Below are 25,970 nucleotides of genomic sequence, written 5' to 3' on the forward strand. Positions count from 1 at the left end.
TTGTCGCCAACGATGAGATCCCTGTGTCGACTGTTTTACTTTTATATCAGGGCCAAACTTGCGATGACGACTGGCCCTTCAAGCAGTGCAAACCGTCAAAGAACCACTGCATATGGCAATCCCGGGTGCTTTGACTTTCCTTTCTCATCTGATCCGCCCCAGGGTTTTGAGGCATAAAACGCCTGGCATCTGATGCCACCAGTGAACTGCATCAACTGCACCAGACGATTCAGGGAATTTTGTCCGAACATCCCACCGGCTCATCGTCAATGCCTGCGCCACAAGCACGCAACCTGGATTCCATATCAGGCAAAGCACATACTCTTTTGATGTGCTCACCAGTCGGGCCAGCTCCCTCCGCGAAGCCCACCGGCACTCACCCGCGGGAGGCGGCCTCATGGAATGCCGTCTTGAGGTACGGTGCCGACGCGCCGACTCCGCGCGAGGCGACTTCCTCGGGAGTTCCTTTGGATACCACTGTGCCACCGTCCTCACCCGCGCCCGGGCCGAGGTCGATGACGTAGTCGGCCGCTGCGACAACGCGCATGTCGAGCTCGACCGCGACAACAGTATTTCCTGCTTCAACGAGTGTCTGTAGGTGAGCCACAAGCCGGTCGGAATCTGCACAGTGGAGCCCTGAGGTAGGTTCGTCAAGTACATAAAGAGTGTCTCCACGCTGGGATCGTTGAAGCTCAGAAGCAAGCTTGACTCGTTGCGCCTCACCTCCGGACAGCTCGGTAGCCGGCTGTCCGAGCCGCAGGTACCCGAGACCGACGTCGATCAGCGCCCTGAGCGAGCGCATGATATCGAACTCCCCATGGAAGAAATCGTGGGCCTCTTCAACACTCATGGCGAGAATCTGCGCGATGTTGCAGCCGCGCCAGATGATCTCCAACGTGCTGGATTGGTAGCGGGTACCGTGGCAGTCAGGGCATTCGGTGTACACCGAGGGCAGGAATAGCAGTTCTACCATCACCGATCCTTCCCCCTTGCAGGTTGGACAACGGCCACCAGCGACGTTGAAGGAGAATCGACCCGGTTTGTACCCGCGTGCACGAGCCTCGGGCGTTTCGGAGAACCTCCGTCTCACATGATCAAACAGCCCGGTGTAGGTGGCGACGTTCGAACGCGGGGTACGTCCAATAGGCCTCTGGTCAATGCTTACGACGCGGCGCACCGCAGAGAGGTCTCCACGGACCGATCCTTTGACCTCCTCGGGTTCATCCGACAGCAAAAGCTCGTCATCTTCGGGCGTGTTAGTATCCTCCGCCTGCGCAGTCCGACCCAGTCGTTCGCCGATCAGCGCCGGTAGTGCCTGGCTGACTAGGCTCGACTTGCCTGATCCTGAAACACCGGTGACAGCGGTGAACACCCCGAGCGGAACGGATAACGACACATTGTGCAGATTGTTACGGGTGACTTGCTCGAGGCGCAGCCATCCCTGTGGCTGGCGGGGCGTCCGCTGAAGCAGTCCGCTGCTCTCGAACAGATACCGGCGGGTGACGGATTCCTCCACCTCTGCGAGCCCTTCGGTAGGCCCGCTGTAGACGACGCGACCGCCGCGCTCTCCCGCGCCGGGTCCGATGTCAACCAGCCAGTCAGCATGGCGCATCACGTCCACCGAATGTTCGACGACGAATAGACTGTTGCCTCGTCGCTTGAGACCGTCCAGAATGCCGAGCAGCGCGCTGACATCCTGCGGATGCAATCCAGCGGAAGGTTCATCGAGAACGTATACCACCCCGAAGAGTTCAGAGGTCAGTTGGGTCGCCAGACGCAGTCGTTGCAATTCTCCGCCGGAGAGTGTGGGAGTGGTTCGCCCCAGGGAAAGATACCCCAGCCCTAGGTCAATGATGGGCCGTAGCCTATTGACGAGTTCTGCGCCAAGCCGGGCTGTGGCGGCCAGCCTTCCCGCTGAGTGGTTCGCTTCCCTGACATCGACGCGCTGCTGCGCTGCATCTGGTTGGGCTGCGTCGTCTGTTGTGTGACTTGCTTTCTCGATCCCGTCGAGATCAGCGGTGGCCTGCTCGACTGCTTTTTCGATCAGCACCGAGAGTTGTGCCAGCGGCAGGCTGGAGAGTTCTGAGACATCTAGGCCTTCGAATGTCACCGATAGAGCCTCCGGCTTGAGCCGTTTACCATGGCAAGCGGGGCAAGGAGCGACTGTAAGGAACTGCGCCACACGCCGCTTCATTGCCTCGCTCTTGGTACTCGCGAACGTGTCGAGTACGTACCGGCGAGCACCCACGAACGTTCCCGAGTAACTAGGTTCGACACCCCGCGCGATTGCGGCCCGCGCCTCGGCGAGAGTCAGCCGCGAATGGACCGGGACATACGGAGTCTGATCTGTGTAAAGGATCCAGTCACGCTCTTCCTTTGGCAGATCCTTCCAGGGGACGTCCACGTCGTACCCGAGGGCGACAAGCACATCGCGCAACTGATGACCGTGCCAGGCCTTTGGCCACGAGGCGATAGCCCGCTCGCGAATCGTTAGCGAGGGGTCGGGCACCATCTTGTCTTCAGGGACTTCGTACACCCGGCCTATGCCGTGACACTCCGGGCAGGCTCCCTGCACGGTGTTGGCAGAGAAGTCTTCGGCGTAGAGCATCGGCTGATCATCAGGATAGTGTCCGGCCCGGGAATAGAGCATGCGCACTAGCGAAGACACCGTCGTGATGCTACCGACCGAAGAGCGAGCGCTACGACCTCCACGTTGCTGCTGAAGAGCAACGGCCGGCGGCATACCTGTAATCGAATCGACGTCCGGAACGCCAGCCTGGTCAATCAGACGACGCGCATAGGGAGCGACCGACTCTAGGTAGCGGCGCTGGGACTCTGCGAACAGCGTTCCAAAAGCCAGAGAGGACTTCCCCGAGCCAGAGACCCCGGTGAAAACCACCAGCGCATCACGGGGCACCGTGAGATCGATATTTTGAAGGTTGTGTTCACGAGCGCCTAAAACACTCACATTTGGCTGAACGGGCAAGGACTGCGCTGACGCGGGCACGGATGCTTTGACCATATTCGCGATACTAGCAACTACTAGCGACGCGTTTCCCCAATCTCGCAGGCTCGGGGACTGAATTTCTGACGGTTCACGTGTCTGTGGCACGCTTTGTGAGCGCGAGGAACGACCGATCCGCTGGGCGTGGCTTTCTACCTTTAAGGCGGTCCTCATGTAATTCAAGAACAGACCAACCAAGGCCTCGTCGCAAAAGGCGTTTATCCAATGCTTATGTCTATGCATTGACCCGATTCATTTATGGCCCGACCAGCATGGCTAAGGAACCGAAACCCATGGATTTCTGAATTTCACACCGCGCGATCAGTCTCTGACACGCGTCGCACGACCTTGCAACGATACCAAACCGAAAGAGAACACCACCGCCAACCTGGGTTCCAGCGCCTAAGCGACCTGTAAATCACCTAGCAACGTGCCACAGCAATCCAATAACTCTTGATCTGAATTTCTTGCAGGTCTACGCTCGGCAATAGCTAGAGTCGCGGAGCACGGACTCCTAAATAATTAGGGCACCGTCGCGCTCAGGCCATCCACCAATAAAGGAGATCGTCATGGCAAGTAGCAATCGCGCCGTCGTGTTCGACGGCGTTGGGAACATGCGCGTCGAATCCCTTGACTTTCCGAAGCTCGAAATGCCGAACGGCAAGAGAGCGCCTCACGGAGTCATCCTTAAAATCGTCGCCACTAATATCTGCGGATCCGACCTGCACATATACCGTGGCTCCTTCCCCGTCCCGCAGGGCATGGTGATGGGTCACGAAATGACCGGGGAAGTCATCGAAGTCGGCGCCGACGTCGAGTTCCTCTCCGAGGGTGACCTCGTCTCAGTCCCCTTCAACGTCGCCTGCGGTCGCTGCCGCAACTGTCGCGCCCGTCGAACCGACGTGTGCGAGACCGTAAACCCCGACACGGCCTGCGGCGCGTACGGGTTCAACTTGGGTAACTGGCAGGGTGGACAGGCTGAGTACATGTTCGTCCCCTATGCAGACTTCCAGCTGCTCCGCTTCCCCGACAAGGACCAGGCTATGGAGAAGATCCGTGACCTCGCCCTGCTCTCGGACATCCTGCCAACCGCGTTCCACGGCCTCATGGAAGCCGGCGCCAAACCCGGCTCGACCGTCTACATCGCCGGCGCAGGACCCGTCGGCCGTTGCGGGGCAGCAGCAGCACGGCTATTAGGTGCCTCATGCATCATCGTTGGCGACTACCATCAGGACCGTCTGGACCTGATGAAGAACAACGGCTGCGAGACCATCAACCTCAACGAAGATGTGCCCTTGACCGACCAGATCGAGGCTATCCTCGGCGAACCCATGGTGGACTGCGCTGTCGACTACGTTGGTTCTGAAGCCCATGGCATTGGCCGTGAGTCAAAGGATATGAACCCTGCGTACGCCATCAACCAGGTCATCGACGCTACCCGTGCCGGCGGCGCCACCGGCATCATCGGCGTCTACGGCCCCGACCCGTTGGCCACGTCCAAAGCCGAACAGGAAGGTACATTCCCTCTCGACTTCGGCAAAGCGTGGATCAAGTCCCCTAGAATTTCCGGCGGCCAAGCCCCGATCATGCACTACAACCGCGACCTGATGATGTCGATCCTGTGGGACCGGATGCCCTATCTGAGCAGCATGCTCAACACCAAGGTCATCAGCCTCGACGAAGCTCCGGAGGCCTATGCCACCTTCGATAGCGGCGTCTCGGAGAAGTTCATCATCGATCCCCACGGTATGATCCCATCCTGATCCTTGCCCGTGTTCCCCGCTCGGAGCTGTTCTAAAACCAGGTCCGTGCGGGGCCGACCCCACCTCTGCTAGCCTGATGCATCGCTCACCTCGGAATACCACATGGGTCGATGAGATTGATTACTGGCGACAGACCCGCCGAGAACCGTGCGTCTTGTTCAGGATAGATCCCATCGCCGCCGGGCTCGGAAGGGTGAACTGACGAGGCTAGAACGCAGACTTTTATCTATCCACCGAACGGAGCTGCTCGCAGGATGTACTGCGCTACCGTTTCTACAACGACCTGGCGATGTTCAAGGTGATTTCCATTTCCTGTTTCAGATCTCCGCGATCTGCTCGGCCGTCAGCTCTGAAGCGAAGCACTCATTTTCTCGAGCTTGCTCGTCATCTAGGACAGCGCGCTCCCATCACCGTTGCAGCTGGGGGTTACTAAGAACAAGTAGTGTTCGTTCTCCCGACGAAGCGTTCGCTCTACAGTCGTCGTGGACAGCAACAACTTTCGTTGGGCGAAGCATTTCGGATTGGTGGTGTGAGGAGATCAGTCGCTGCTTTCTCGACGAGCCTCGCCCTCCGATCCAGGGTGGCGATCTCTCCGGAGCGAACCTACTCCCTCAGACACAGGGGTTGGCCCGGTCCCCTGATCATCGACCTCCACTCCAAAAAGATTATCGACGAGTGTCTCGCTCCGCCCACTCCTAGAAGGATCGACGACAGACCTTTGAAAGGTGGCACCGTCTTTCGGCGCCGGCCCGCGCAGCGGACATCTGCAGTCAAAGGCAGCACTGGATCAACCGACGTCGCAAACTCGGCAAAAGAACGCGCCTGCATCATCACCGTCTTCAGCAGCTGAGGAAAGCCGGGCAGGGAAATCGATCGAACTCCCCGCCCTACCTTGTTTCAGGCTTGATGGTCAGCATCAAGCTTGGCTCTCCTTGGTGCGTGCCCCGCGACGGCTGGATTCCAATGTCGCGGTCAAGGTGCGTGCATCATAGCTTCCCGTCAGCCGGCAACCATCAACGAAAAACGTCCGGGTAGCATGGGCGCCACTTGCCGCTGCGCTTGCCATATCCCGCTCGACCCTCGCGGCAACTTCAGCGCTGTCCAGGTCCTTAATGAACGCCTCGACATCGAGACCGAGCTCGGCCGCATAACCGATAAGATCCTCGCGTTCGAGAGCATGCTGACGAGCGAAGACAAAATCAAGCCAAGGCCAGAACATGTCCTGCTTCGCAGCCGCTTCTGCTGCCCGTGCCGCAAGCGGGCCGTGAGGATGATGAGGAAGATGCCTCACGACATAGCGCAAATCGTCCCCGAAACGCTTGTGCAGATCCTCCCACGAACCGGTGGCATGCGCACAGTACGAACACTCAAAGTCCACGAACTCCACCAAGGTGAGCTGGGCGTCCTCGGAGCCGCGGATATGGTCCACCTCGGGATCCACTGGAGAGTCAAGCGTCATCGGCAGATCCGCGGTCTCTTCTCCCCACCGACGGGCCGCGACCTTGAAGATCGTCCAGCCCAGAACGGTGGCGAGCGCCATCGCCACAAGAACACCCACAGTCGCCTGACGCCCAAGATCTGAGGAGGCGTCGAAAGCAAGGCCGATGATCAGCAACGACATGGTAAAACCGATCCCAGAAAGAGCTGCCCCGCCAAACACGCTACCCATACCGACTCCCTCCGGAAGTCGGCCTGCACCCATCCGAACAGCGAGGAACGTCGCGATCCCGACTCCGAGGAACTTGCCCAGCACGAGCCCCGCGATAACACCCCACGTCACCGACGAGCCCAGGGCTTCGGCCATCACGCCACCGCGCAGGTCAACCCCGGCATTTGCCAAGGCGAAGATCGGCACGACCACCAACGCCGTGGGTAAACGAAGATACTCGTGGGCTGCTGCTCCTGCTGGCAATCATCGTCATGCTGGTCGTGGTGTGGCGGCGCAGCCGAGGCACCAGCTCACGCATTGATCATCTGGCCAAAGAGATGGGCCACGCCAAAGACTTCAAGGCCCTGGAAGAACCCGCAGCCCGGGCGGATGCTGAACGCCTCGGCGCCACCAAGGCCGGCATCGGGGTTCCGCTGGCCAAGCTGGTCAACAACCGCAAGTCCTTATTTGCTTCCTATGAGTGGGTGCAGATCTGGTTGATGGGGCCACGCGCCGGTAAGACCTCCTGCGTGTGTGTCCCGCAGATCCTGGAAACCGGCGGGCCGGTACTGGCCACCTCCAATAAGCGCGACATCGTAGACATGACCCGTGGCCCCCGCGCCCGCGTCGGCGCCGTCTGGGTGCATGACGTGCAAGGCATCATCGGAGAAGAAACCTCCTGGTGGTGGAATCCCCTCTCCTTCGTCACCGATATGGAAACCGCTGAAAAACTCGCAGACGCGTTCTTAGCTTCCGCCACCGACGCGGGCGCCAAACAGGACGCGTATTTCGAGTCAGACGGTAAACGCCTGCTCTCCCACCTATTCTTTGCCGCCGCCGTAGGCCGGCGCCCGATCACTGACGTGTTCGCATGGGCGCAAGATCCCGAGGATTTCACGGCCCGCGACCTGCTCAAAGACCACGGCCACCTGCCTCTAGCGAACTCCTTGGAGCAGATCCAGAAGCTCACCCCCAAGCAGCGTGACGGAGTGTATGGCACAATGCGCCCATGGGTGAACGTGCTCTCCTATGACAAGGTAATCCCGTGGATTCGGCACAATGGGACCAACCGTCCCGAGTTTGATCATCGCAAGCTGGCCACCGGCACCGACACTCTCTATCTCATCTCCAAGGAAGGCGGAGGATCAGCCCGCGCGATCACCGCCGCCCTAGTCATGGCCGTCATGACCGAAGCGGAGAAAACCGCTGCCAGCCAGCCCGGAGGCCGGCTGAAAACCCCACTGACCGCTGTTTTGGATGAGGCCGCAAACGTGGTGCGCTGGCGCGAACTGCCCGACGTATATTCGCACTATGGCTCGCGGGGCATCGTGGTGTCCACGTTCTTCCAGTCCTACAGCCAAGGAGTGGAAGCCTACGGAGAGAAAGGTATGAACAAACTCTGGGGCGCCGCCAACATCCGCGTTGCCGGCTCCGGACTCTCAGATGACAAGTTCTTACCGTTCCTTGCTCAGCTCGTCGGCGAACGGGACGTACTCAAACGCTCCTCCAGCACCAGTGCCCGCACCGGGCGCTCAGTGTCTAGCTCGATGCAGCGCGAGAGGATCTTGGACGTGGCGGACTTGGCGGCGTTGCCTCGGGGTCGCGCGATTCTGACCAGCTCGGGCCTGCCCGCCGGATTGATCGAGCTACAGCATTACTCGACCAAACCGTATGGGGAAGATGTGAAACTCTCACAGGAATACTATGAATCAGCTTCCTCGCACGATCGGTCTGTGTGATGGAAATTTTTCTAGGCTTTCTTCAAAAATTCCCTATCCGGCTGTTCCATGCTCTTGCCTCCGTGATTGCTCTTTCGGTCTTCATTTCAAGCATTCCAGAGTCAGAGTCCCTTAGACCATCGCTGTACCGCACCGGGTAAGCCATTCATCTTCCTCTACTAATGGTTTGTTTCACAGCGTGTCGCGGTCGGAATCGCGCCCTACGTGAGGCAGGCAAGTTCATGCTCCCACACGGGTGGTCCAACCCAAACCTCTGAATCGTTAGCAGCAAGATTCGCCAGAATTGTCGTATCTTGCTGGGCTGCCAATGCCCCCCACGAGACGGCGCGGCGAAGCCCTGCGTGGGACCTCTGATGTTGACTCTGACTAAGGGGGACGCTGAGATAGCCAGCTAATGCGGCATCTCCGGCGCCAGTCGTGTTGACAACAGTAATTTTCGGGCCTCTGGCCCACTGAATCGAATCCTCTGTGACCTGCAATATTCCATCGGAACCAAGACTTGCCAAAACAGTGCCGATGCCACGGGTCCTTAACACGTTGGCTGCCTGAACCACGTCTCCCAGAACATGGATTGGCGTTCCCGTCATAGTTGAGAGCTCAGCGACGTTCGGTTTGATCAAATCCGGTTGGCAATCCTCAACCCACGTCGACCAGCTTTTCTCAATGCTCGAATCAATGCAAATCAAGACTCCGCGTGAGCGTACGGCGCTCAGAAGCGCACTGATATCAACCGTCCTACCGGTATCTGCATCAGTGGGTAGCGCTCCGCCAAGAACGAACCAGTCTGCGTTGATCCTTTCGACCTCCTCTATCGCCGATTGGCAAAGCTTCTCCCACTGGGACGATTTCACCGGTGCAGGTAGGGAATTGATATTCGTGGTCATGCCCGATTCGTCTGCCAGTACCACGTTAGTGCGAATTTCGTGCTCCACATCCACACCGCAAATCGCCTCCTTAAAATCCTCCTCGCCTCTAATCTGTTTCAGGCCTTCGCGCCCTACGGGAATGACTGCAGAAACCACGTTTCCGGCCAAGCGTAGGCTTCTGGCCACGTTGACGCCGTTTCCGGCAAGATAGGATGCCATCCGTTTAGCCCGGTTTACCTCTCCCTGACGAACCTTTTCCAGGAAAAAAACCTGGTCAACCGAGGGCGCCGGGGTGAAAGTAACCACCCGGGGTATTCTCATCATGGCATCGGATCCATCGTTCACTCGAAGCGCTCCACGGCTTCGAGGATCTTGGGACGTGTCGTGTCTCCAGCTGCGAAGCACTTCAATGCGTTCTTGTGCCGTTGGCTGATTGACGATCATAGATGCTCCCTTCCTCCATTTACGGGCAGCGTGTCGGCAGGGATGGTTCCTGCCGCTTCCATGAGGTCCGGAAGTCTCTCGGCTGGATCCGGCCTACAATGCCCCAGCCGTTCAATGGCTGTGGAAACCGTGTCTAGCAGTTCATTCCAAGACGCTTTGAATTTCTCGATGCCCTGTTCCTCCAGCAGAGCAGTGGTATCGCGGTAACTGATGCCTACCTTGGAGAGCGCCTCCATGATTTCGGCAGCCTGCGCGTAACCGCTCTCAATGGTGTTTCCACGCACGGCTCCCTGTCGGAAAGTGGCTTCAAGCGTGTATTCCGGCATGGTGTTCACAACACCCGGAGCAGCAAGTTCAACAACGTAAAAAGATTCCGGAACGGCAGGGGCTTTTACGCCTGTGGAGGCCCAGAGCAAGCGCTGTATGTTCGCACCGGATTCCAGCAGACGCTTGGCCCTTTCGGTGTGGAATTCCCTCACGTGCACTTCATGAGCAAGTCTGGCGTTGGCAACGCCGGCCTTGGTCCGTAGTTCATGTGCCTCATTTGTGCCGATTGCTACCAGTCTTTCATCGATCTCCGTGTCCAGGCGAGAGATGAAGAAAGAAGCAACCGAATGGATCTTTGAGAGTTCCAGCCCTGTGGCTTGCGCTTTTTCGAGTCCTGTGAGGTACGCACGAACCACTTCTCGGTAGCGCTCTATCGAGAAGATCAGCGTGGCGTTAATAGAGATTCCGGCAGCTGTCAGAACAGTGATGGCTTCCAGTCCCTCGGCCGTGGCGGGGATCTTGACCATCATATTTTCACGGTCGACCTTTTTATACAGGGCCTTGGCCTGCTCGACGGTGGCCAAGATGTCGTAGGCGAGGCTGGGATTCACCTCAATGGAGACACGACCGTCAAATCCGTTGGACTTCTTATAAATTGGCTTAAGGATGTCGCATGCCTTAGCAACGTCATCGGTGGTAAGTTCCACTACTGCCGCTGCCGGACTTGCACCGGCTTCAGCCAGGGTCTTGAGCTGGCCATCGTAAGCGTGGCTTCCGGCTACTGCCGCGGCAAAGATCGTGGGATTTGTCGTCACGCCCACGACATTCATCTCTTCAATGAATTTGTGCAAGCCACCGGATTCGATGCTCTCGCGGTTGAGGTCATCGAGCCAGATGCTGACGCCTAGGTCGGATAGCTCTTGGGTGGGATTGATCGCCTTCATCGCTTGTGTCTCTTTTCAGTAGAGGGTAGGCCACCCCCCAAAAAACCGGTGCTTAAGATTTCGGGGGATGGCGGGCCGTTAGAGCGGGTAGGAGCCGGGTTCCCGTCGCATGGTGATCCAGCGGGTCTCTGTGAAGGCATCGATGTTCGCCTGCGCACCGCCATGGCGAGATCCGGTGCCGGAGGCACCCACGCCGCCGAAAGGTGCATTCGCTTCGTCGTTGACCGTTTGATCGTTGATGTGCACGATTCCTGTCGGAATGCGACGTGCCATTTCGAGCCCCGCCATCACATCGTTTGTCACGATGCCCAGCGATAGCCCGAACTCGGTATCTGCGGCTAGTTCGACGGCCTCATCATCGGTAGAGTACTTCACCACTGAGGCGACCGGTCCGAACACCTCGTCGCAGTATGCAGCGGCCCCGCGCGGTGTGTTGGCTAGCACCGTTGGACGGTAAAATAATCCCTCGTATGTGCCACCGGCGCGCAAGTCGGCACCTTGTGCGATGGCATCCTGCACTAGGTTGTGCACTCGGTCACGCTGCGTTTCATCGATCATCGGACCCAAGTGCACTTGTCCCGTTGCCGGGTCCCCGACGTGCATCGACTCCGCCTTCGTCGCGAGCTTTGCAACATATTCCTCATACAGGGACTCATGGACGATATGGCGCCCTACGGTCATGCAGATCTGCCCTTGGTGCAGGAACGATCCCCAGGTGGCCAGGTTGACTGCCTTGTCAACGTTGGCATCATGGCGTACGACGAACGCGGAGTTGCCGCCCAGCTCGAGGTGAGCCCGGGTCAGGTTCCGGGCGGCCAATTCACCGACGCTGCGGCCAGCACGTGTGGAACCGGTGAAGGCGATGACGCGCACGCGTGGGTCGGCGATCATTGCCTCGCCAACCTCTGCACCGCCGGGAAGCAGTTGTAGCAGCCCCGGTGGAAGTCCTGCCTCCTCGAAGATGCGTACCATTGCAACACCTCCAGTAATGGTCGTGCGCGGGTCCGGCTTCAACAACACCGCGTTGCCAAGCGCTAAGGCCGGTGCGACGGCCCTTATGCCCAGAATCAGCGGAACGTTAAAGGGCGAGATCACGCCAACAATACCCACCGGAATCTGTTCTGCCAGCGACAGCCGCGGTTCCGCACTGGTAAGCATGCTGCCCCGCGGTGCCGAGGGAAGGGCTGATGCTTCATAGCACTCGGCAGCGGTGACGTTGAGCGCAAACTGGGCAAGGGGAGGGATTGCCCCGACTTCTCGCGTATTCCAGGTTGCGATCTCCGCGGTGTGCTTCTCCCACAGGTCCCCGGCCCGACGCAGCACCGCAGCCCGTGTCGAGTGAGGCGTAGTTGCCCACTCCTGCTGGGCACGCGCGGCACCCTCTGCGGCCCGCGCTACGTCGCTGGAATCTGCGACGCCCACGATAGCGAGAGTATTGCCAGTGGCCGGTTCGATGGAAGCAATTGTTCCGCCTGCCCCGGCAACCCATTGGCCGTCCAAGTAAATTCTTCCGGCAAACGTTTCCTCGTCAATGAGCGTTTGGTTCTTTTGCATGGTTGTGGTCATGGTCCTGCCTTTCAATATGTATCTTGGATGGTTAGATATCAGCGGTGGTGGTGGATTCAACCAGTGCCGCTTTGATCAGGTGAGCGGCATCGTGTGCAAGAGCGGCCCCGTCATGGAAAGGGGAACGCCAGATGGAGAGCGTGTCGGCGGCGGCACTGTCCAGCGTTGACCGGGCAAATGCCTCGATTCCCCAGCGTCCTTCATAGCCATCCAAGAGGGCTTGGCGGATGATTGCAGGAATATCGAGCACTCCACTACCCAGCGGTCCCCGCGAGGACTGCCCGAGTTCGAGAAAGCCGAGCCGGGGCAGTGCTGTGCGAATAGCAGCGGATAAGTCCGCCTCTTCGAGGGCCATGTGAAAGGTGTCAAGGTGAATCATCAGATGCTCGGATCCGCTTGCCGCAGCGAAGTCCATTGCCTGTGCCGCGGTATTGACCATAGAAGTCTCGTAACGGTTGAGCACCTCGAAGCTCATCTTGATGCCGTGATGGTGTGCTTCCTCGGCCACATGCCCCACCGCCAGTGCTGCCCGTTCAAATCCCGCGCGGTCGATGGGAGCGGTAGGGTGGCCAAAAACGGCGTACGGGACACCGTTGAGCTGATCCGCACCGATTGCGAGCGTGAGCTCGAGGCTCTTGCGAAGCAGTTCGGTTCCGGCCCGGCGCACCTGCGGGTTTGCCGAGGAAACGTCGGCTGAACGCGTCTGGCCCGCAATGGTGATCGGAGCCAGTCCGTGTTCTTCGAGCAGTTCTCGCAGTGCCGGAAGATTGACGGCATCCGGTTCTAGCGGAGGCAACACTACCCGCCTGTACCCGGACGCGGCAATGGCCGCCAGAGCCTTAGGCAGACGTGAGAACGACAGATCCGGAACAAGAACATTCAGGTGGCAAGCCACGTCCAGTTGGGTATGCACGGTTCCTTCCTCAGAATACCGGCAGGTTGAAACGCTGCTTAAAACTCGAATACCCGTCATCGACGCGCACCACGGTTCCGTTGATGACGTTCGATTCATCGGAGGCGAGGAATGCCACCACATTGGCGATTTCCTCGGGTTCGGTCATCACCCCACGCAGCTGTTCCGCAGCAAAGGTGCTTTTGAGATCGTCGCTGAACTGATTGATGATTGGGGTTCCCACCCGGCCCGGGGTGATTGCCACAGCACGAACCCCGTACTCTGCAAGTTCGAATGCCGCCGAACGGGTGAAGGAAATGACAGCTGCCTTCGCGGCGCTGTAGGAGAATGCCAGCTCCGCGGCCTGTTCACCATAGATCGACGAGGTGCTAATGATGACTCCTCCCCCACCCTGGGCGCGAAACTGTCGACCCGCAGCAAGGATGCCGTGGTAGACACCGTCCTGATCAATGCGGATCATTGGTGCGTAGTCAAGCTCAGGATCGTGCTCAAGTAGCGGCTTGCCACCGGCGATGCCTGCGTTGTTGAAAATGACGTCTAGTCCTCCAAACAGCTCAACGGCGCGCGCGACGGTGGCTTCCACTTCCGCAAAATTCGACACATCGACCTGGGCTGCGGCCGCGGCGCCTTCGAAACCCATGGCGCTTACTTCGGCGACCACTTCCTCAGCCTGCTTCAGGTTGATATCGGCGACCAGGACCCGTGCGCCCTCACGCACGAACTTGAGTACGGTCGCACGTCCGATTCCGCTGGCGCCGCCGGTGATGATGGCGGCTTTTCCTTCCAATCTCATGGTTCTTCTCCTCCGTGCCATTCTGCTGTCGGGCACTGTTGCTAGATTTTGGTATGTGTTTTTAGGTGTGGACAGACGGTACAGGTTTCCCCGCAACCCGCATCAATCGGTTGGCTGGATGTCTTTGACATTGGTGCGGTCCACGAGCGTTACATCGGTCTCGACGAAGTTTGTGGCCGGCTTGGTCCCGTTTTCGGCGTAGGCAGCCATGTCGTCCATAACAAGTTCCAGTACCTTGGGCCAGTCTTGTACGACGGTTGCGTAGAAGGGTCCGTTTTTCTTGATTTCGGCGAGTGCGATACCCACCGCGTCGACACCGGTGACAAAGATGTCGTTACGACCCGCCTCGTTGATGGCCTGCACGGCACCCATCGCCGCGTGGTCGAATCCGACCCAGACCCCGTCAAGCCCCTTCGGGTTTGCCTGGAGGTAGTCGGTGACAAACTTCAGCGACTCCTCATGCGCGGTCCCCGGGTTGAGCACCTGCTTAATTTCGCCACCGGCAATGTTTGCCCCGGATTTCTTGAGAATTTCCTCGGCCATGTGGCTGCGCGTCATGATACCAACGTGCGGGTCGTGGCCAATGACCATGACGTTTTTGCCCTGCAGCCCGCCCATGGCTTCCTCAAGAGATGCGACGGTGGCGTCAGCGATCTGCTGCTGGTTTGAAGTCACGTCGACGATGAAGTCGTCATTTGGTTCCACCCCACCGTCGATCGAAAAGATCGGGATGTCTGCATTCTTAGCGGCGTTGGCCAGCGGAGCTATCTGGCGCGGATCGGGGAACCCCGCCAGGATTGCGTCAACACCTTGGGTGATGGCGCTGTTTACATCTGTGTTGATCTTGTCGTAGTCAAACTCGCTTGTGTACAGCCGGACGTCCCAGCCTCGTTCCTTGCCCTCTTGGACGAATGAGTCTAGTGTTGCCTTTCCTACCGGAGTTCCGTATCCGGCGGTGAAGGCAGCGACCTTGAATGACTCTGATCCTCCTTCGCTGGCGGCACCTGCACCAGAGCATCCGGTCAGTGCCAGTGCCGAAACGAGTGCCGTGGCGAATAGCGACGTCATCCTTTTACGCATGGTTTACTTCCTAAGGGTGTGTGGGTTTCTATTTTGGGTCGATGTTGTGATTCGGCCCCGTGTCGGGGCCACTACGATTCGCGTGATTTCAGCGCCGAGAGGGTCACTGCCGCGATGATAATCAAGCCGGTGAGCACCTGCTGGATATAGGTGTTGACACCGATAATGTTCAGGCCGTTGCTCATGACGCCGATGATGCCCACGCCCACCAGGGTGCCTCCGGCGTTTGCCTGTCCGGACTTGAGCAGCGTCATGCCTAGGAAGACCGCGGCAACGGCCAGCATCATGTAGTTGTTGGCGCTGGCCGAACTTGCGCTACCTAGGCGGCTGACCAGGATGATGCCGCCGATCGCCGAGGCTAAGCCGGCGACCACGAAGGCCAGAAATCGGGTCCACCGGACGTTTACGCCTGAAAGACGGGCAACCTCGGTGTTGCCTCCCACCGCGTACCAGCGCCGGCCCAGTGTGGTGTAGCGCAGCGTGATCCACAGGACGGCGGCCACGACGAGTGCAAAGAAGATAGGCATGGGAATTCCCAGTGGACGACTCTGGCCGATCCAGAAGAAGCTTTCGGGCATCCCGTAAAGAGTTGTGCCTTCGGTAACGATGAAGGCAAGGCCGCCGACGGTTGTCATAGTTGCCAGGGTTGCAACGAATGCGGAGAGCCTGAGGAACGCTACTAGGTATCCGTTGACGACGCCGACAAGTATGCCGACCGCCAGGGCTGCCAGAACCGCGAGTGGAACCGGGGTACCTCCGATCATCAATGCCGCCGCCGTTGCCCCGGAAAGGGTGGCATTGGTGCCCACCGAGAGGTCAAAGTCGCCTACCACCATCACTACGGTTTGGCCCATGGCGATTATGGTGAGGATGGCAATTTGCTCAAGGATGTTACGGATGTTGCCGAAGCTGGGGAACACATCTGGACGCATCATGGTGAAGAAGCCGATGAGCAGAACCAGTGCAATAATGGTGCCGCCCTGCAGGAACAGCTGTGTCAATGGGGTGCGCCCGGGTGCCCTGGGCGTCGTAGCCGGGGCAAGGGTAGTTGTCTTGGTCATGTCAGTTGACCCTTCCGTAGCAGTAGGAGAGGAGTAGTTCATCGTCGGCGTCATTGGCCTGCACTTCGCCCGAGATTCGCCCCTCATGCATGATGATGATGCGGTCGGACATGCCGATCAGTTCGGGCAGTTCCGAGCTCACTGCCACGACGGTGGTGCCCCCGGCTACCAGCTCCCTGATGAGTCTGTAGATCTCGGCCTTGGTGCCGACGTCGATTCCACGGGTTGGTTCATCCATCAGCAGCACCTTGGGCTTTCGAGCAAGCATCTTGGCAAGAACAACCTTTTGCTGGTTGCCGCCGGAGAGTTGGCCAACTTCCTGTCTTGGCCCGCGTGCCTTGATGCGCAGGTCGGCGAGCCTCCACTTAGCTAGGTTCGCAATGCGGCGGTCCGAAACCCAACCCAGCGAACTAACGCTGCCCAGATTGGCAAGGGCAATGTTGTCTTCGATCGGGGCGCTGAGGATCACGCCTTGGCTACGCCGTTCCTCGGGAACTAGTGCAATTCCCATGTCGAGCGCTTGAGCCACACCGACGGCGTGGGGCATTCTCCGACCGCTGACGGAAATGGCACCGGAGGAGGACTTCTGTGCGCCCGCGAGTAGCCGCAGCAGCTCGCTTCGACCTGATCCGGCCAATCCCCCGATACCCAGTACCTCCCCAGCATGCGCTTTGAACGAGACATCCTTAATCCGGCGACCGTTCAGCCCCTCGACGTCCAGTACCACCTGGTCGGTCGCGGTTCCGGAGGCCGGGAAGAGATCCCCAGCGGGACGTCCAACCATAGTGGAAATGACCTCGTTGACGTTGCTCTGAGCAACTGACTTGGTAAGCATGGTTTCGCCGTTGCGCATAATGGTCAGCCTGTCGCAAAGCTCGAACACCTCCTCGAGCCGGTGTGAAACATATATGATTGCCACACCTTCGTCGCGCAGTGCCCGCAGAACCGCGAACAGGTCGGTGATTTCCAGGTCGGTTAGTGCCGCGGTTGGCTCGTCGAGGATCAGCACACGGGCATCAGTGGCCAACGCGCGAGCGACGGCAACCATTGTCTGCTGCACCGGTGAGAGATCTCCGGCGAGTTTTCCCAACGCGATCCGCTGATTCAAGCGATCGAGTTGTTCCTTGGCCCGTTTGCGCATTCGATTCCACATCACCAGCCCGCCGCGGCTCGGCGTCTGTTCACCAAGCAGGATGTTCTCAGCAACGCTGATGGTCGGGATAATCGATAGCTCCTGGTACAGCGCCACCACCCCGGCTTTGTGTGCGGCCTGCACGTTTGCAAATTCGATCTGTTCACCGTTGCGCAGGATCGTTCCGGAGTCCGGAGTGTAGAGTCCGGTAAGGATCTTGATCAGCGTTGACTTGCCCGCACCGTTCTCTCCCAGCAAAGCATGGATCTCGCCCGGTTTCACAGAGAGTTCCACCCCGTTCAGCGCGTGCACCCCGTCAAAGCGCTTGACGATATTATGGGCTTCGAAAGCTGCAGCGCCTTCAGCCAAGTCGATCTCGGTTGCGGGGGGATCTAAGGTTTTCATCTGGGTTCTCCACCGTCTTCAATATCGTTGCAACGGATCACGATTTTTGGATGATCACCACTGATGTGCGCCGAGAATGCCTCTTCCGCATTCTGGAGATCGAACACCACATTGGTCAGTTCATCGACCCGGAGGTGCGGCAGGATCTGCAAGGCGCGCGGGAAGGCATACGGGGATACGAAGACCCCCGTGAGGGTGAGCTCCTTGAGGTAGAGGTAATCTGATATATTCAGCGGCATTTCGTAGTCGTGCGGGTACATAGCACCATAAACAACTGTTGCCCCCTTGCCGGCAATGTCCAGCAACCCGGCGACTGCATGCTTGGCACCGGAGGCATCAATCACCACGTCGAAACCGACGCCGTCCGTAAGCTCCATTGTGCGTTGGTGTTGGTCCTGCGTGAACGGGTCGATCACCGCATCGGCACCATTTTTCAATGCCATCTCACGACGCTTCGCGATCGGTTCGATGAGGGTCAGCGACGTCGCTCCGCTCATCTTCAGCACTTGCAATGCCAGTTGCCCGATCGGTCCTCCCCCGCAGATGGCGACACGGTCACCGACTTTGATATTTGCCTTGTCGGCAATCCGCACTGCAACAGAGGTTGGTTCCAACAGGCATCCCTTGAGAAGGGAAACATTATCGGGCAACTTGTAGACCTGAGACTCGTGCCAGGTCACCGTCTCTGCCATCCCGGGACGGTTATAGTCCTGGATATGTTCGCAGAACTGCTGGTGGCCCCCGCGGCACGGTGTGCATATCCCGCAGAAGCGCAGGAAATTCCCCGCTACGCGATCGCCGATCTTCAGCCCGTTGTACTGCGCTTTCCCACCGAGTGCCTCCACCACTCCCGAAAGCTCATGGCCAAGTCCGATTGGTACGTCAGTGCCGAAGAAGCCCTCGGCTAGGTGGGGGTCTGACCCGCAGATCGCGGAATACGCAACACGGATGCGCACGTCTTCGGGGCCCAGTTTCGGCTCCGGGAACTCGACCAAGCCAATGCGCCCTCTGGAATCGGCATTCGGATCGCGAAGGCTTCCGATCTTGGTAACAGCTACTGTTTTCATTCGTTTCTCCGTTGAACGATTGACCTATTGAGCGATCAAGGTTTAGTTGCGATTACACGTTGGGTGGCAGCGATCGTTGCGCCCAGTCCATAGCCGTGCTTGTCGCGCAGCTCCTCGTCCTCCCCGAAGCCTGCGTAAACCTGAGGAATTCCAAGGCGTTCAAACGCGGTGAGGTGAATGTTGCGGTCGGCTACGACATCGGCAATACGTGAGGCAAGACCCCCATAGGACAGGTGGTCTTCAACGACGACGAATTTGCCGTTCGTTTCTTCCGCACTCCGCAGGATGAGATCCTCGTCGATCGGCTTAAGGGTGAACATGTCAACGACTCGGACCGAGAATCCGTCCTTCGCAAGTTCTTCCGCTGCATCCAGGGCCTGGGCCACCACGGTGCCGTGTGTGAAAATCGTAGCGTCGGTGCCTTCACGAGCAACGATTCCCTTGCCAATGCGAACCTCATGCCGGCCGGGCTCATATAGCACCTTGTCTTTCTTACCGACGGCGAGACGAATGTAGATCGGCCCCTGCATGTGCATCGACTGGCGGATAACTTCGCCCACCATTGCAGGATCTCCGATAGAGGTAACCGTCATGTTCGTTAAGGCGCACATGAGTGCAAGGTCTTCAACTGCATAATGCGTAGAACCACCGTTGCCAACCAGACCGCCATGGGTTCCGATGATTTTCACAGGCAGGTTCGGATAGCAGACATCGCTGCGAACCTGCTCCAGTGCACGCATGCTCAAAAACGGCAGCATTCCGGATACCACCGGAATGTTCCCGTCGTAGGCAAGTCCTGCGGCGATCCCAACACAGGCTTGTTCCGCAAGGCCCACGTCGAGGAAGCGATCTGGGTATTTGTCACGGAATTCCACGAGCGTGGCACCGATATCAGGGGTAAGGACCCACAAGTTTTCGTGCTCTTCGCCGAGTTCTGCCAGAGTCGTTCCGATGACAGAACGTGCGGAGAGCATTTCTCCGAAGGTAAATGTTGCGGGCATTAGACGGATTCCTTCTCTCGGGATGCTTCAAGCGCTTCCATTGCTCGTTTGAGGTCTTCGGCACCCAGTGAGCCGGCATGCCATGCAAGATTGCGCTCCATGAAGTCGATGCCCTTACCCTTGACCGTTTCGCAAATGACCACTGTCGGGCGATCCGAATCAACCGCGGGCAGCGAATCGAGCGCGTGGACAAGTTGGCCCATGTCGTGTCCGTCGATGTTGACCACGTTCCAGCCGAATGCCGCCCATTTATCCGGGTAGGGTTCAAAAGCAACCCGTTCCTCAGCAAAACTAGTCATCAGCTGACGGTTTCGGTCTACGAATGCGATCAAGTTGCCAAGGTTGTTGCTATACGCGGACATCGCGGCCTCCCATACGGATCCTTCGCCGGTCTCCCCGTCACCCAGAAGACAAAAGACACGGTGGGATTCACCGCGGCCTTTTGCACTCATAGCCATTCCGACGGCAAGCGGGAGACCATGCCCCAGCGATCCGGTCGAACATTCAACTCCGGGCAGCTGCACCTTGCATGGGTGCATTCCGTAGGCCGAATCGAGTTGGCCGTAGGTCTCAACAATTTCTTCGTAAGGGAAAAATCCACGCATGGCCATGGCGATGTACATGCATACCGCAGCGTGCCCCTTACTAAGCACAAAACGATCTCGATCGGGATTGGCGATGTCGGTGGGGTCGACGTGTAGGCCGTAATGGTAGAGCACCGTAAAAATATCCGCAGAGGAAAGGTCCCCGCCGATATGGACTGCCCCCTCGTAGGTACCGCACAAATGCAGAAGCTTTGACCTCAGCTCAAAAGCAAGATCTTCCAGTTCCTCGACGGTGCGCGTGCCGGCAACTGTCGGCAAGCTCTTTTGGCTCATCTGTTGTCTCCTCATTGATGGACATGAACGTCGGTCCAACGTGATATTCCTGTACTTGACCTCTGTTTTTCCTGGGGTTTATCGTTTCCGCGGGATTCCTCGAAACCGGCAACCTTTGGCGGTAATGTGACGAGCCTAACAGTATCTCGTTTATATGTAAACAGGTTTTTAACTAACCTTATTCTTGGTAAGGTAGGAATCTAATGGCACGTGGAATAAATCAACCAGAACAAGCAAGATGATGTGGAATCGGTCAGGGGATCATTGAAGACATCCTTCGTTGGACACCAACAGCGATTGTCCTGGCTACCCTCGGGTGCGCGAAAACGGCAAGGGGCGAAATAAGTTCCGAACAAGTCACATTAGTAAGATTTGACATCAGTCAGGCAGTGCCAAACTGAATCCTGTCAGCTCTGCTGTTAGAGTGCCGGAAGCGACGCCGCCACCCGACACTCCCCCAAATATCAACAGTGGTGGTCGGAAACCCGAGCTGCCGTAAGGAACACCATGTCAAAAAAGGACAACCAGAGGTCGCGAGACCTGGCACCTCCCGAAGCAGTCACAGACCCCCTCCCTGGCTCACTTGACCCTGAGAACTTCACTCCACGGTTACTTCACCTACTCTCCAATGCGCTCGTGTGGCGTGAGTCCCATGAACTGCGACGCAAATTCCAACTTGGAACCAACGATTGGCGGGTTATCTCAGCCTTGGCCACGCGCCCTGGTGTCGCCGCAACCGAAATATCGGATTTCCTCGCACTCAACAAGGCAATTGTCTCCAAAAGCGTAAATGTCTTGCTCGAACGCGGGCTTGTGCTGATGGTCGACGGGCCCCGGGGCTCCCGCCCCATATATCTGACCCAAGCGGGCGCAGAAATGCATGACTCAATGCTGCCAATCTCGATGTGGGGACAGAAGATCATTCAGGAAAGCCTTGCACTCAACGATGTCGATGAGTTCAATGGATTACTCCGTCGCATGCTCCAGAAGACCCGCGAGGAAAATCCAGGCGGGAACTAGCCTTACCAAGTCGGTGCCGTCCCGCTTGGTGCGGTAGATGAGAGGAACATGGCCGCCGCGGCGAGCGCGGTGGTGCCCAGCAACATCGGCCTGCGTCCGAACAAGTCGGCAAACGGGGCTAGGAACAGCGAGCCGGCGGCCATGCCGAACAGGCCGGCGCTGAGCAGCACGCCCAGCTGCGCTCCGTTCAAGGCGAATTCTCCGGAAACCTGGTTCGCGGTAAACGCCATTGCCAAGACGTCGAAGCCGTCGAGGGCGTTGAGGAAGGTGCAGGCTGCGACGACCAGCCATTAGAAGGCCGACATCGGCGAATTCTCGATTCTCTGCTTGATGTCCATGGGGAGCTGTCTCCAGTTTCGGGGTGCACCGAGCCGCCCGCGAGCCCGTAATTGCGCGGGCGGTGGTGCCAGGATGGATGTTCGGCTAGTTCGGTTCGATGGTCACCACGGCGGGACCGCTGCCGGTGGCGGCATCGGCCTTGGCACCGGTCGGTGAGGTGATAGCGCGTGAGACGCAGCAGTTCATCTTGCTCGACTGGCGTTTCTGCCGTTCGGAATAGAACACGTCACGGTGGTCGATGCGGCCCAAAAGCTCGGTAATCCTCACTTCGCACAATCCGCACTCGCCCTTGCGGCAGTCGGACATCATGTCCGCACCGGCATCTTCCAGGGCTTCGAGCATGGAACGGCCCTGGGGAACGGTGACTTCCAGATCCAGCTTGGGGACCCTGACGATGAATTCCTCCGGGTCATGCCAGCCCGAGTTGCCGAAGGTTTCATAGCGCAGCGCCGAAGGTTCCAGCTCGCGTGCGAGCCAGCCCCGGCGTACCGCATCCATGAGCCTGATCGGTCCGCACATGTACAGTTCGGTTTCTTCGCCGGCGCGGGCAAGCAGCTGATCGACCTGCAGCGAGGTGCCTTCGTCATCGACGTGCACCTCCAGCCGGGAACCGTGCTCTGCCTGCAGTTCCGGAAGGTAGGCCATGGCCGAACGCGCGCGTCCGGCGAACACCAGGGTGTAGTCGGCGTCCAGCCGTTTGAGCACCGACGCCATGTTCACTATGGCGGTAATGCCGACCCCGCCAGCCAGCAGCAGATAATGCCCGGCGCCCACGCGCAACGGGAAGTTCTGCAAGGGCTGGGTGATCTGCAGCCGATCCCCCACCTCCAGCTCATGCATGTACGACGAGCCTCCGCGGGACAGCGGTGCCTTGAGCACGCTGATCACCAGGGTTCTCCCGTCGGCGCTCGATTCGACCACCGAATAAGAACGCTTGGCTTCGTCGCCGTTGATCCGCACCATCAGGTCGATATGCGATCCCGGTTCGGCACGCTTAGGCAGCTGCGGGGCGAGCTCAATGCGCTTGATCCCGTCGGCCACCTCCACGATGCGGGTGACTTCTGCCTCCTGCCAGACTTCAATATTTGTCGCTGCCATGGTCGAGGCACCAACCTTTCATCTCGAGGGAGGGACGCGCTAGGCCTTGGCCGGCTGATTCGCCTCGGCGGCGATCATGGATTCGAGGATCCGGCGCACCCACATGCCGCCGGCATCGATGTTCAGGTTGTAGAACTCGTAGTCCGGGTTCGCGTCAATGGCTTCCTGCTGGGCCTTGAGCATCGCTTCGTCTTCGCCGAAGACGCCATGCACGCCATCGCGCAGCTGGGTGGTGATCAGCTGGCTGTCCAGGCAGTAGTTGCGCATGAAGGCCCAGAAGTAGTGGGAGGAGCGGTCGGTTTCCGGGGTGATGGTGTTCATGACGAAACCGTTCACCCCTTGGCTGCGGTCGCCTTCCGGCGCCCCGGTCCCGGCCTTGGCGACGCCCACGTCGATGGTGATGGTTGCCGGTGCCTCGAAGTGGATAATCTGCCAGCGGTCCACTTTGCCTTCGAAGCCGGGGAACTTGTCGCGCATGTTCTTCAGCCAGAACGGCGGGGCGTCGATGTTGTGCATCCAGCGGGTCACGGTGACCTTGTTGCCCTCATGGGTGGTGATGAATTCCGAGTCGCTGAGCTCGTCCTGGCCGATCGAGGAGGAATGCACGAATTCCTCATGGGTCAGGTCCATCAGGTTGTCGAGGATCAGCTGGTAGTTGCAGTCAGCGGCGATGGTCATGCCGTCGCCGGCCCACTGGTCGGAAGTCATCTGGTGCATGTCCGGGACCAGCTGCGGGTCGGCGAGGGTCGGGTCGCCCATCCAGACCCACACGTAGCGGTAGCGCTCGACCACGGGGAAGGAAGGAACCGTTGCCGAGGGGTTGATGGTTTCCTGGGCGGGCATGGAGACGCAACGACCGGCGGAGTTGTAGACGATGCCGTGGTAGGGGCACTGCAGCCCGTCCTTGCCTACGGTCTTGCCCATCGACAACGGAGCCAGGCGGTGCCAGCAGGAGTCGGCCAGCGCGACAGCCTTACCGTCCTCGGTGCGGTACAGCGCCACCGGGCGCTTGGCGATGGTGCGGGACATCGGCTTGCGGGTGACCTCGTGGTCCCAAGCGGCGACGTACCAAGCGTTCAACGGATGGCCCATGATCTTGGCGGTGGTGGTGCTCTTGGCTGCAACCTCTGTCATGACGGTCCTCTCGGTCATGGATCCGGCAGGGCTCGGCTGCGGCAGATCCAGCGTGTGAATTAGGGTGAATTACGGGAAACTATCTATGTGCATAGATAGTTTGCACGCCATTAGACTAGCTATACAGATAGTGATGTGCAATACATTTTTGGAAAGAGGCGGATTTGAGTCTTCGCAACGCGCTGCTTTCGTTGCTCACTGTTGAGCCGATGACCGGCTACGACTTGTACAAAGTCTTCGAATCCTCGGTAGGCCACGTTTGGCACGCCCCGGACTCGCAAATCTACCCCGAGCTCAAGCGCATGGAATCCGAAGGCCTCATCACAGGCCAAGACGTGCCGTGGGGCCAGCGTGGCAAGAAACGCCAATACACCATCACCAACGAGGGCATTGCCGAATTTAAGGGCTGGATGAACACTCCGCTGGAGTACGCGCGCACCCGCGACCCCGCCCACCTCAAGGCTGCCTACCTGGAATGGGCCGAACCTGAGGCGGCACGCGAGCAAATGCGCGGGCATATCGCCCATTACCAATCCCTGCTCAAGCAGTGGCAGGAGCGGATTGATGAATTGGAACAGGGAACGAACTCCATGCTTGCCAAGCGCCTGAACAGCACGCCGCACAAGGATTGGGAAGCCACCATCGCTTATAAGCGGTTCACCTATGAGGGCCTGGTTTCCCGGGCAGAGGCCGAAATCCAGTGGGCCGAGCGAGGGCTGGAACTCATTGACCGCTTAAACGCGTAGAAGCTGCTGACGGGCACGAGCAACTCGGTGAACCGTGGCAACGCCCCGTGTTGACTCATAAAAACCTCCAGCACAACATCTCTTGCTTCTCGGACTCTACGGGTATCTGCTCAGCACCATGGGGCTGACAATGAGCGCATGCAAAGAAGTCATCACACGACTCGCCCACCGATACCAGCGCGCGGACAAGCCCGGAAAATCGCAGATCATGGACGAGCTGACCGACTGACAGGCTGACACCGCGACTACGTCCGCGCCGCCCTGCGCCAAGCGCTCCAACCACCCAAGCCCCGCATCGTGCGAGCCGGCCGGAAACCCACCCACCTAAGCAGACCTACAACCAGCACTGATCCTGTGCTGGGCGGTGTTGCCCGACCCGGCGTCCAAACTCCTGGCGGCCTCCATGCCCTACCTCGTGCCCATGCTACGCACCGAGAAAGCTTTGGACGTCACCGACGAGCAAGCAGCTCTGCTGCTGAGGATAAGGCGCCTCGACCATAGACCGCAGGTTGACGAACGAACGGAGAAAGATGGTTCTTCGAGGCCGCTCGCACACCAAACCCGGTTCCCTGTTCAAGTCCCAGATCCCGGTGCGCACCTGGACCGAATGGGATGACGCCGTGCCAGGCTTTGTGGAGATCGATCTGGTCGGCTACGAACGCGGTAACAACCGTGACGAATTCTGCTTCACCCTGACCGTTACCGATATCGGCACCGAATGGACAGTGAACCGCTCGGTGCGCAACAAAGCCCAGAGGCACGTGTTCGCCGCCTGGATACATGTCATGGAGGTCTTCCCGTTCCCGATCATCGGCATTGACTCGTATAACGGCAGCGAGTTCATCATCCAACAACTGCTGCGCTTCTGCCAGGAGCGGCCGATCACGTTCGCCCGTTCCCTGTCAGGGAACAAGAATGATGGCGCGTGCGTGGAGCAGAAGAACTGGTCATGGGTTCGGGATCTGCTCGGCTATCAGCGCTACGACAGCCCAGAGGAGCTGGAGCTACTCAACCAGATTTAGGAGCTGGATCGGATCTTCACGAACTACCTTCTGCCGCAGC

21 protein-coding genes are annotated in these 25,970 nt (G+C 58.8%); 5 read left to right on the forward strand and 16 right to left on the reverse strand.

Features of this window, described 5'->3' with window-relative positions; all coding sequences use genetic code 11:
- Positions 1-376 precede the first annotated feature (376 nt).
- Positions 377-3,022 carry an excinuclease ABC subunit UvrA gene (locus ACTX90_RS17055; protein WP_443442527.1) on the reverse strand — a complete coding sequence of 882 codons (2,646 nt, stop codon included), beginning with the start codon at positions 3,020-3,022 and terminating at the stop codon, positions 377-379.
- A gap of 551 nt (positions 3,023-3,573) precedes the next feature.
- On the opposite strand from ACTX90_RS17055, the gene ACTX90_RS17060 reads away from it, so the two are divergent.
- Positions 3,574-4,767 carry an alcohol dehydrogenase catalytic domain-containing protein gene (locus tag ACTX90_RS17060; RefSeq protein ID WP_443442528.1) on the forward strand — a complete coding sequence of 398 codons (1,194 nt, stop codon included), beginning with the start codon at positions 3,574-3,576 and terminating at the stop codon, positions 4,765-4,767.
- Between the two features lie 916 nt (positions 4,768-5,683).
- On the opposite strand, the gene ACTX90_RS17065 is transcribed toward ACTX90_RS17060, so the two are convergent.
- The gene (locus ACTX90_RS17065) at positions 5,684-6,679 is read right to left on the reverse strand and encodes a DsbA family protein (protein WP_443442529.1); all 996 of its coding nucleotides are present in this window, start codon (positions 6,677-6,679) and stop codon (positions 5,684-5,686) included.
- 8 nt (positions 6,680-6,687) lie between these two features.
- Between ACTX90_RS17065 and ACTX90_RS17070 the strand changes: the two genes are divergently transcribed.
- The gene (locus tag ACTX90_RS17070) at positions 6,688-8,154 is read left to right on the forward strand and encodes a type IV secretory system conjugative DNA transfer family protein (RefSeq protein WP_443442530.1); all 1,467 of its coding nucleotides are present in this window, start codon (positions 6,688-6,690) and stop codon (positions 8,152-8,154) included.
- A gap of 200 nt (positions 8,155-8,354) precedes the next feature.
- On the opposite strand, the gene ACTX90_RS17075 is transcribed toward ACTX90_RS17070, so the two are convergent.
- From ACTX90_RS17075 to ACTX90_RS17125, 11 genes are all read right to left on the reverse strand, one after another.
- A complete protein-coding gene (locus ACTX90_RS17075) occupies positions 8,355-9,464 on the reverse strand; it encodes a 1-phosphofructokinase family hexose kinase (RefSeq protein WP_443442531.1) in 1,110 nt (369 codons plus the stop codon).
- Positions 9,461-10,675, reverse strand: coding sequence for a transaldolase (gene tal / locus ACTX90_RS17080; RefSeq protein ID WP_443442532.1), 1,215 nt, complete (start codon positions 10,673-10,675; stop codon positions 9,461-9,463). The genes ACTX90_RS17075 and tal overlap by 4 nt, the downstream gene beginning before the upstream one ends.
- A 78-nt stretch (positions 10,676-10,753) precedes the next feature.
- Positions 10,754-12,241 carry an aldehyde dehydrogenase family protein gene (locus ACTX90_RS17085; RefSeq protein WP_443442533.1) on the reverse strand — a complete coding sequence of 496 codons (1,488 nt, stop codon included), beginning with the start codon at positions 12,239-12,241 and terminating at the stop codon, positions 10,754-10,756.
- Positions 12,242-12,272: 31 nt separating this feature from the next.
- On the reverse strand, positions 12,273-13,154 hold the full coding sequence (locus tag ACTX90_RS17090) for a sugar phosphate isomerase/epimerase family protein (RefSeq protein WP_443442534.1): 882 nt from the start codon (positions 13,152-13,154) through the stop codon (positions 12,273-12,275).
- 10 nt (positions 13,155-13,164) lie between these two features.
- Positions 13,165-13,947 carry an SDR family NAD(P)-dependent oxidoreductase gene (locus tag ACTX90_RS17095; RefSeq protein ID WP_443442535.1) on the reverse strand — a complete coding sequence of 261 codons (783 nt, stop codon included), beginning with the start codon at positions 13,945-13,947 and terminating at the stop codon, positions 13,165-13,167.
- A 102-nt stretch (positions 13,948-14,049) separates the two neighbouring features.
- Positions 14,050-15,027, reverse strand: a complete 978-nt coding sequence (locus ACTX90_RS17100) for a sugar ABC transporter substrate-binding protein (RefSeq protein ID WP_443442536.1) — start codon at positions 15,025-15,027, stop codon at positions 14,050-14,052.
- 71 nt (positions 15,028-15,098) lie between these two features.
- The gene (locus ACTX90_RS17105) at positions 15,099-16,028 is read right to left on the reverse strand and encodes an ABC transporter permease (protein WP_443442537.1); all 930 of its coding nucleotides are present in this window, start codon (positions 16,026-16,028) and stop codon (positions 15,099-15,101) included.
- Positions 16,029-16,089: 61 nt separating this feature from the next.
- On the reverse strand, positions 16,090-17,625 hold the full coding sequence (locus ACTX90_RS17110) for a sugar ABC transporter ATP-binding protein (protein ID WP_443442538.1): 1,536 nt from the start codon (positions 17,623-17,625) through the stop codon (positions 16,090-16,092).
- Positions 17,622-18,692 (reverse strand): zinc-dependent alcohol dehydrogenase, encoded by a 1,071-nt coding sequence (locus tag ACTX90_RS17115; RefSeq protein ID WP_443442539.1) that lies wholly within the window; start codon positions 18,690-18,692, stop codon positions 17,622-17,624. Before ACTX90_RS17115 ends, ACTX90_RS17110 begins: the two co-directional genes overlap by 4 nt.
- A 35-nt stretch (positions 18,693-18,727) precedes the next feature.
- Positions 18,728-19,693 carry a transketolase family protein gene (locus tag ACTX90_RS17120; RefSeq protein ID WP_443442540.1) on the reverse strand — a complete coding sequence of 322 codons (966 nt, stop codon included), beginning with the start codon at positions 19,691-19,693 and terminating at the stop codon, positions 18,728-18,730.
- Positions 19,693-20,571 carry a transketolase gene (locus ACTX90_RS17125; protein WP_443442541.1) on the reverse strand — a complete coding sequence of 293 codons (879 nt, stop codon included), beginning with the start codon at positions 20,569-20,571 and terminating at the stop codon, positions 19,693-19,695. Before ACTX90_RS17125 ends, ACTX90_RS17120 begins: the two co-directional genes overlap by 1 nt.
- A 507-nt stretch (positions 20,572-21,078) precedes the next feature.
- Between ACTX90_RS17125 and ACTX90_RS17130 the strand changes: the two genes are divergently transcribed.
- A complete protein-coding gene (locus ACTX90_RS17130) occupies positions 21,079-21,591 on the forward strand; it encodes a MarR family winged helix-turn-helix transcriptional regulator (RefSeq protein ID WP_443442542.1) in 513 nt (170 codons plus the stop codon).
- Between the two features lie 2 nt (positions 21,592-21,593).
- On the opposite strand, the gene ACTX90_RS17135 is transcribed toward ACTX90_RS17130, so the two are convergent.
- The 3 genes from ACTX90_RS17135 to ACTX90_RS17145 form a co-directional block, all read right to left on the reverse strand.
- The gene (locus ACTX90_RS17135; protein ID WP_443442543.1) at positions 21,594-21,821 is read right to left on the reverse strand and encodes an MFS transporter; all 228 of its coding nucleotides are present in this window, start codon (positions 21,819-21,821) and stop codon (positions 21,594-21,596) included.
- A gap of 193 nt (positions 21,822-22,014) precedes the next feature.
- Positions 22,015-23,028 (reverse strand): PDR/VanB family oxidoreductase, encoded by a 1,014-nt coding sequence (locus tag ACTX90_RS17140; protein ID WP_443442544.1) that lies wholly within the window; start codon positions 23,026-23,028, stop codon positions 22,015-22,017.
- A 39-nt stretch (positions 23,029-23,067) separates the two neighbouring features.
- The gene (locus ACTX90_RS17145; protein ID WP_149597683.1) at positions 23,068-24,162 is read right to left on the reverse strand and encodes an aromatic ring-hydroxylating dioxygenase subunit alpha; all 1,095 of its coding nucleotides are present in this window, start codon (positions 24,160-24,162) and stop codon (positions 23,068-23,070) included.
- A gap of 164 nt (positions 24,163-24,326) precedes the next feature.
- Here ACTX90_RS17145 and ACTX90_RS17150 point away from each other — a divergent pair, with 164 nt between their 5' ends.
- Both ACTX90_RS17150 and ACTX90_RS17155 read left to right on the forward strand, forming a co-directional pair.
- On the forward strand, positions 24,327-24,908 hold the full coding sequence (locus tag ACTX90_RS17150) for a PadR family transcriptional regulator (protein WP_443442545.1): 582 nt from the start codon (positions 24,327-24,329) through the stop codon (positions 24,906-24,908).
- A gap of 509 nt (positions 24,909-25,417) precedes the next feature.
- Positions 25,418-25,930, forward strand: coding sequence for a hypothetical protein (locus tag ACTX90_RS17155; protein WP_443442546.1), 513 nt, complete (start codon positions 25,418-25,420; stop codon positions 25,928-25,930).
- Positions 25,931-25,970: the final 40 nt, after the last annotated feature.

It is taken from the genome of Glutamicibacter soli (assembly GCF_052322135.1).
GTDB classification, from domain to species: domain Bacteria; phylum Actinomycetota; class Actinomycetes; order Actinomycetales; family Micrococcaceae; genus Glutamicibacter; species Glutamicibacter soli.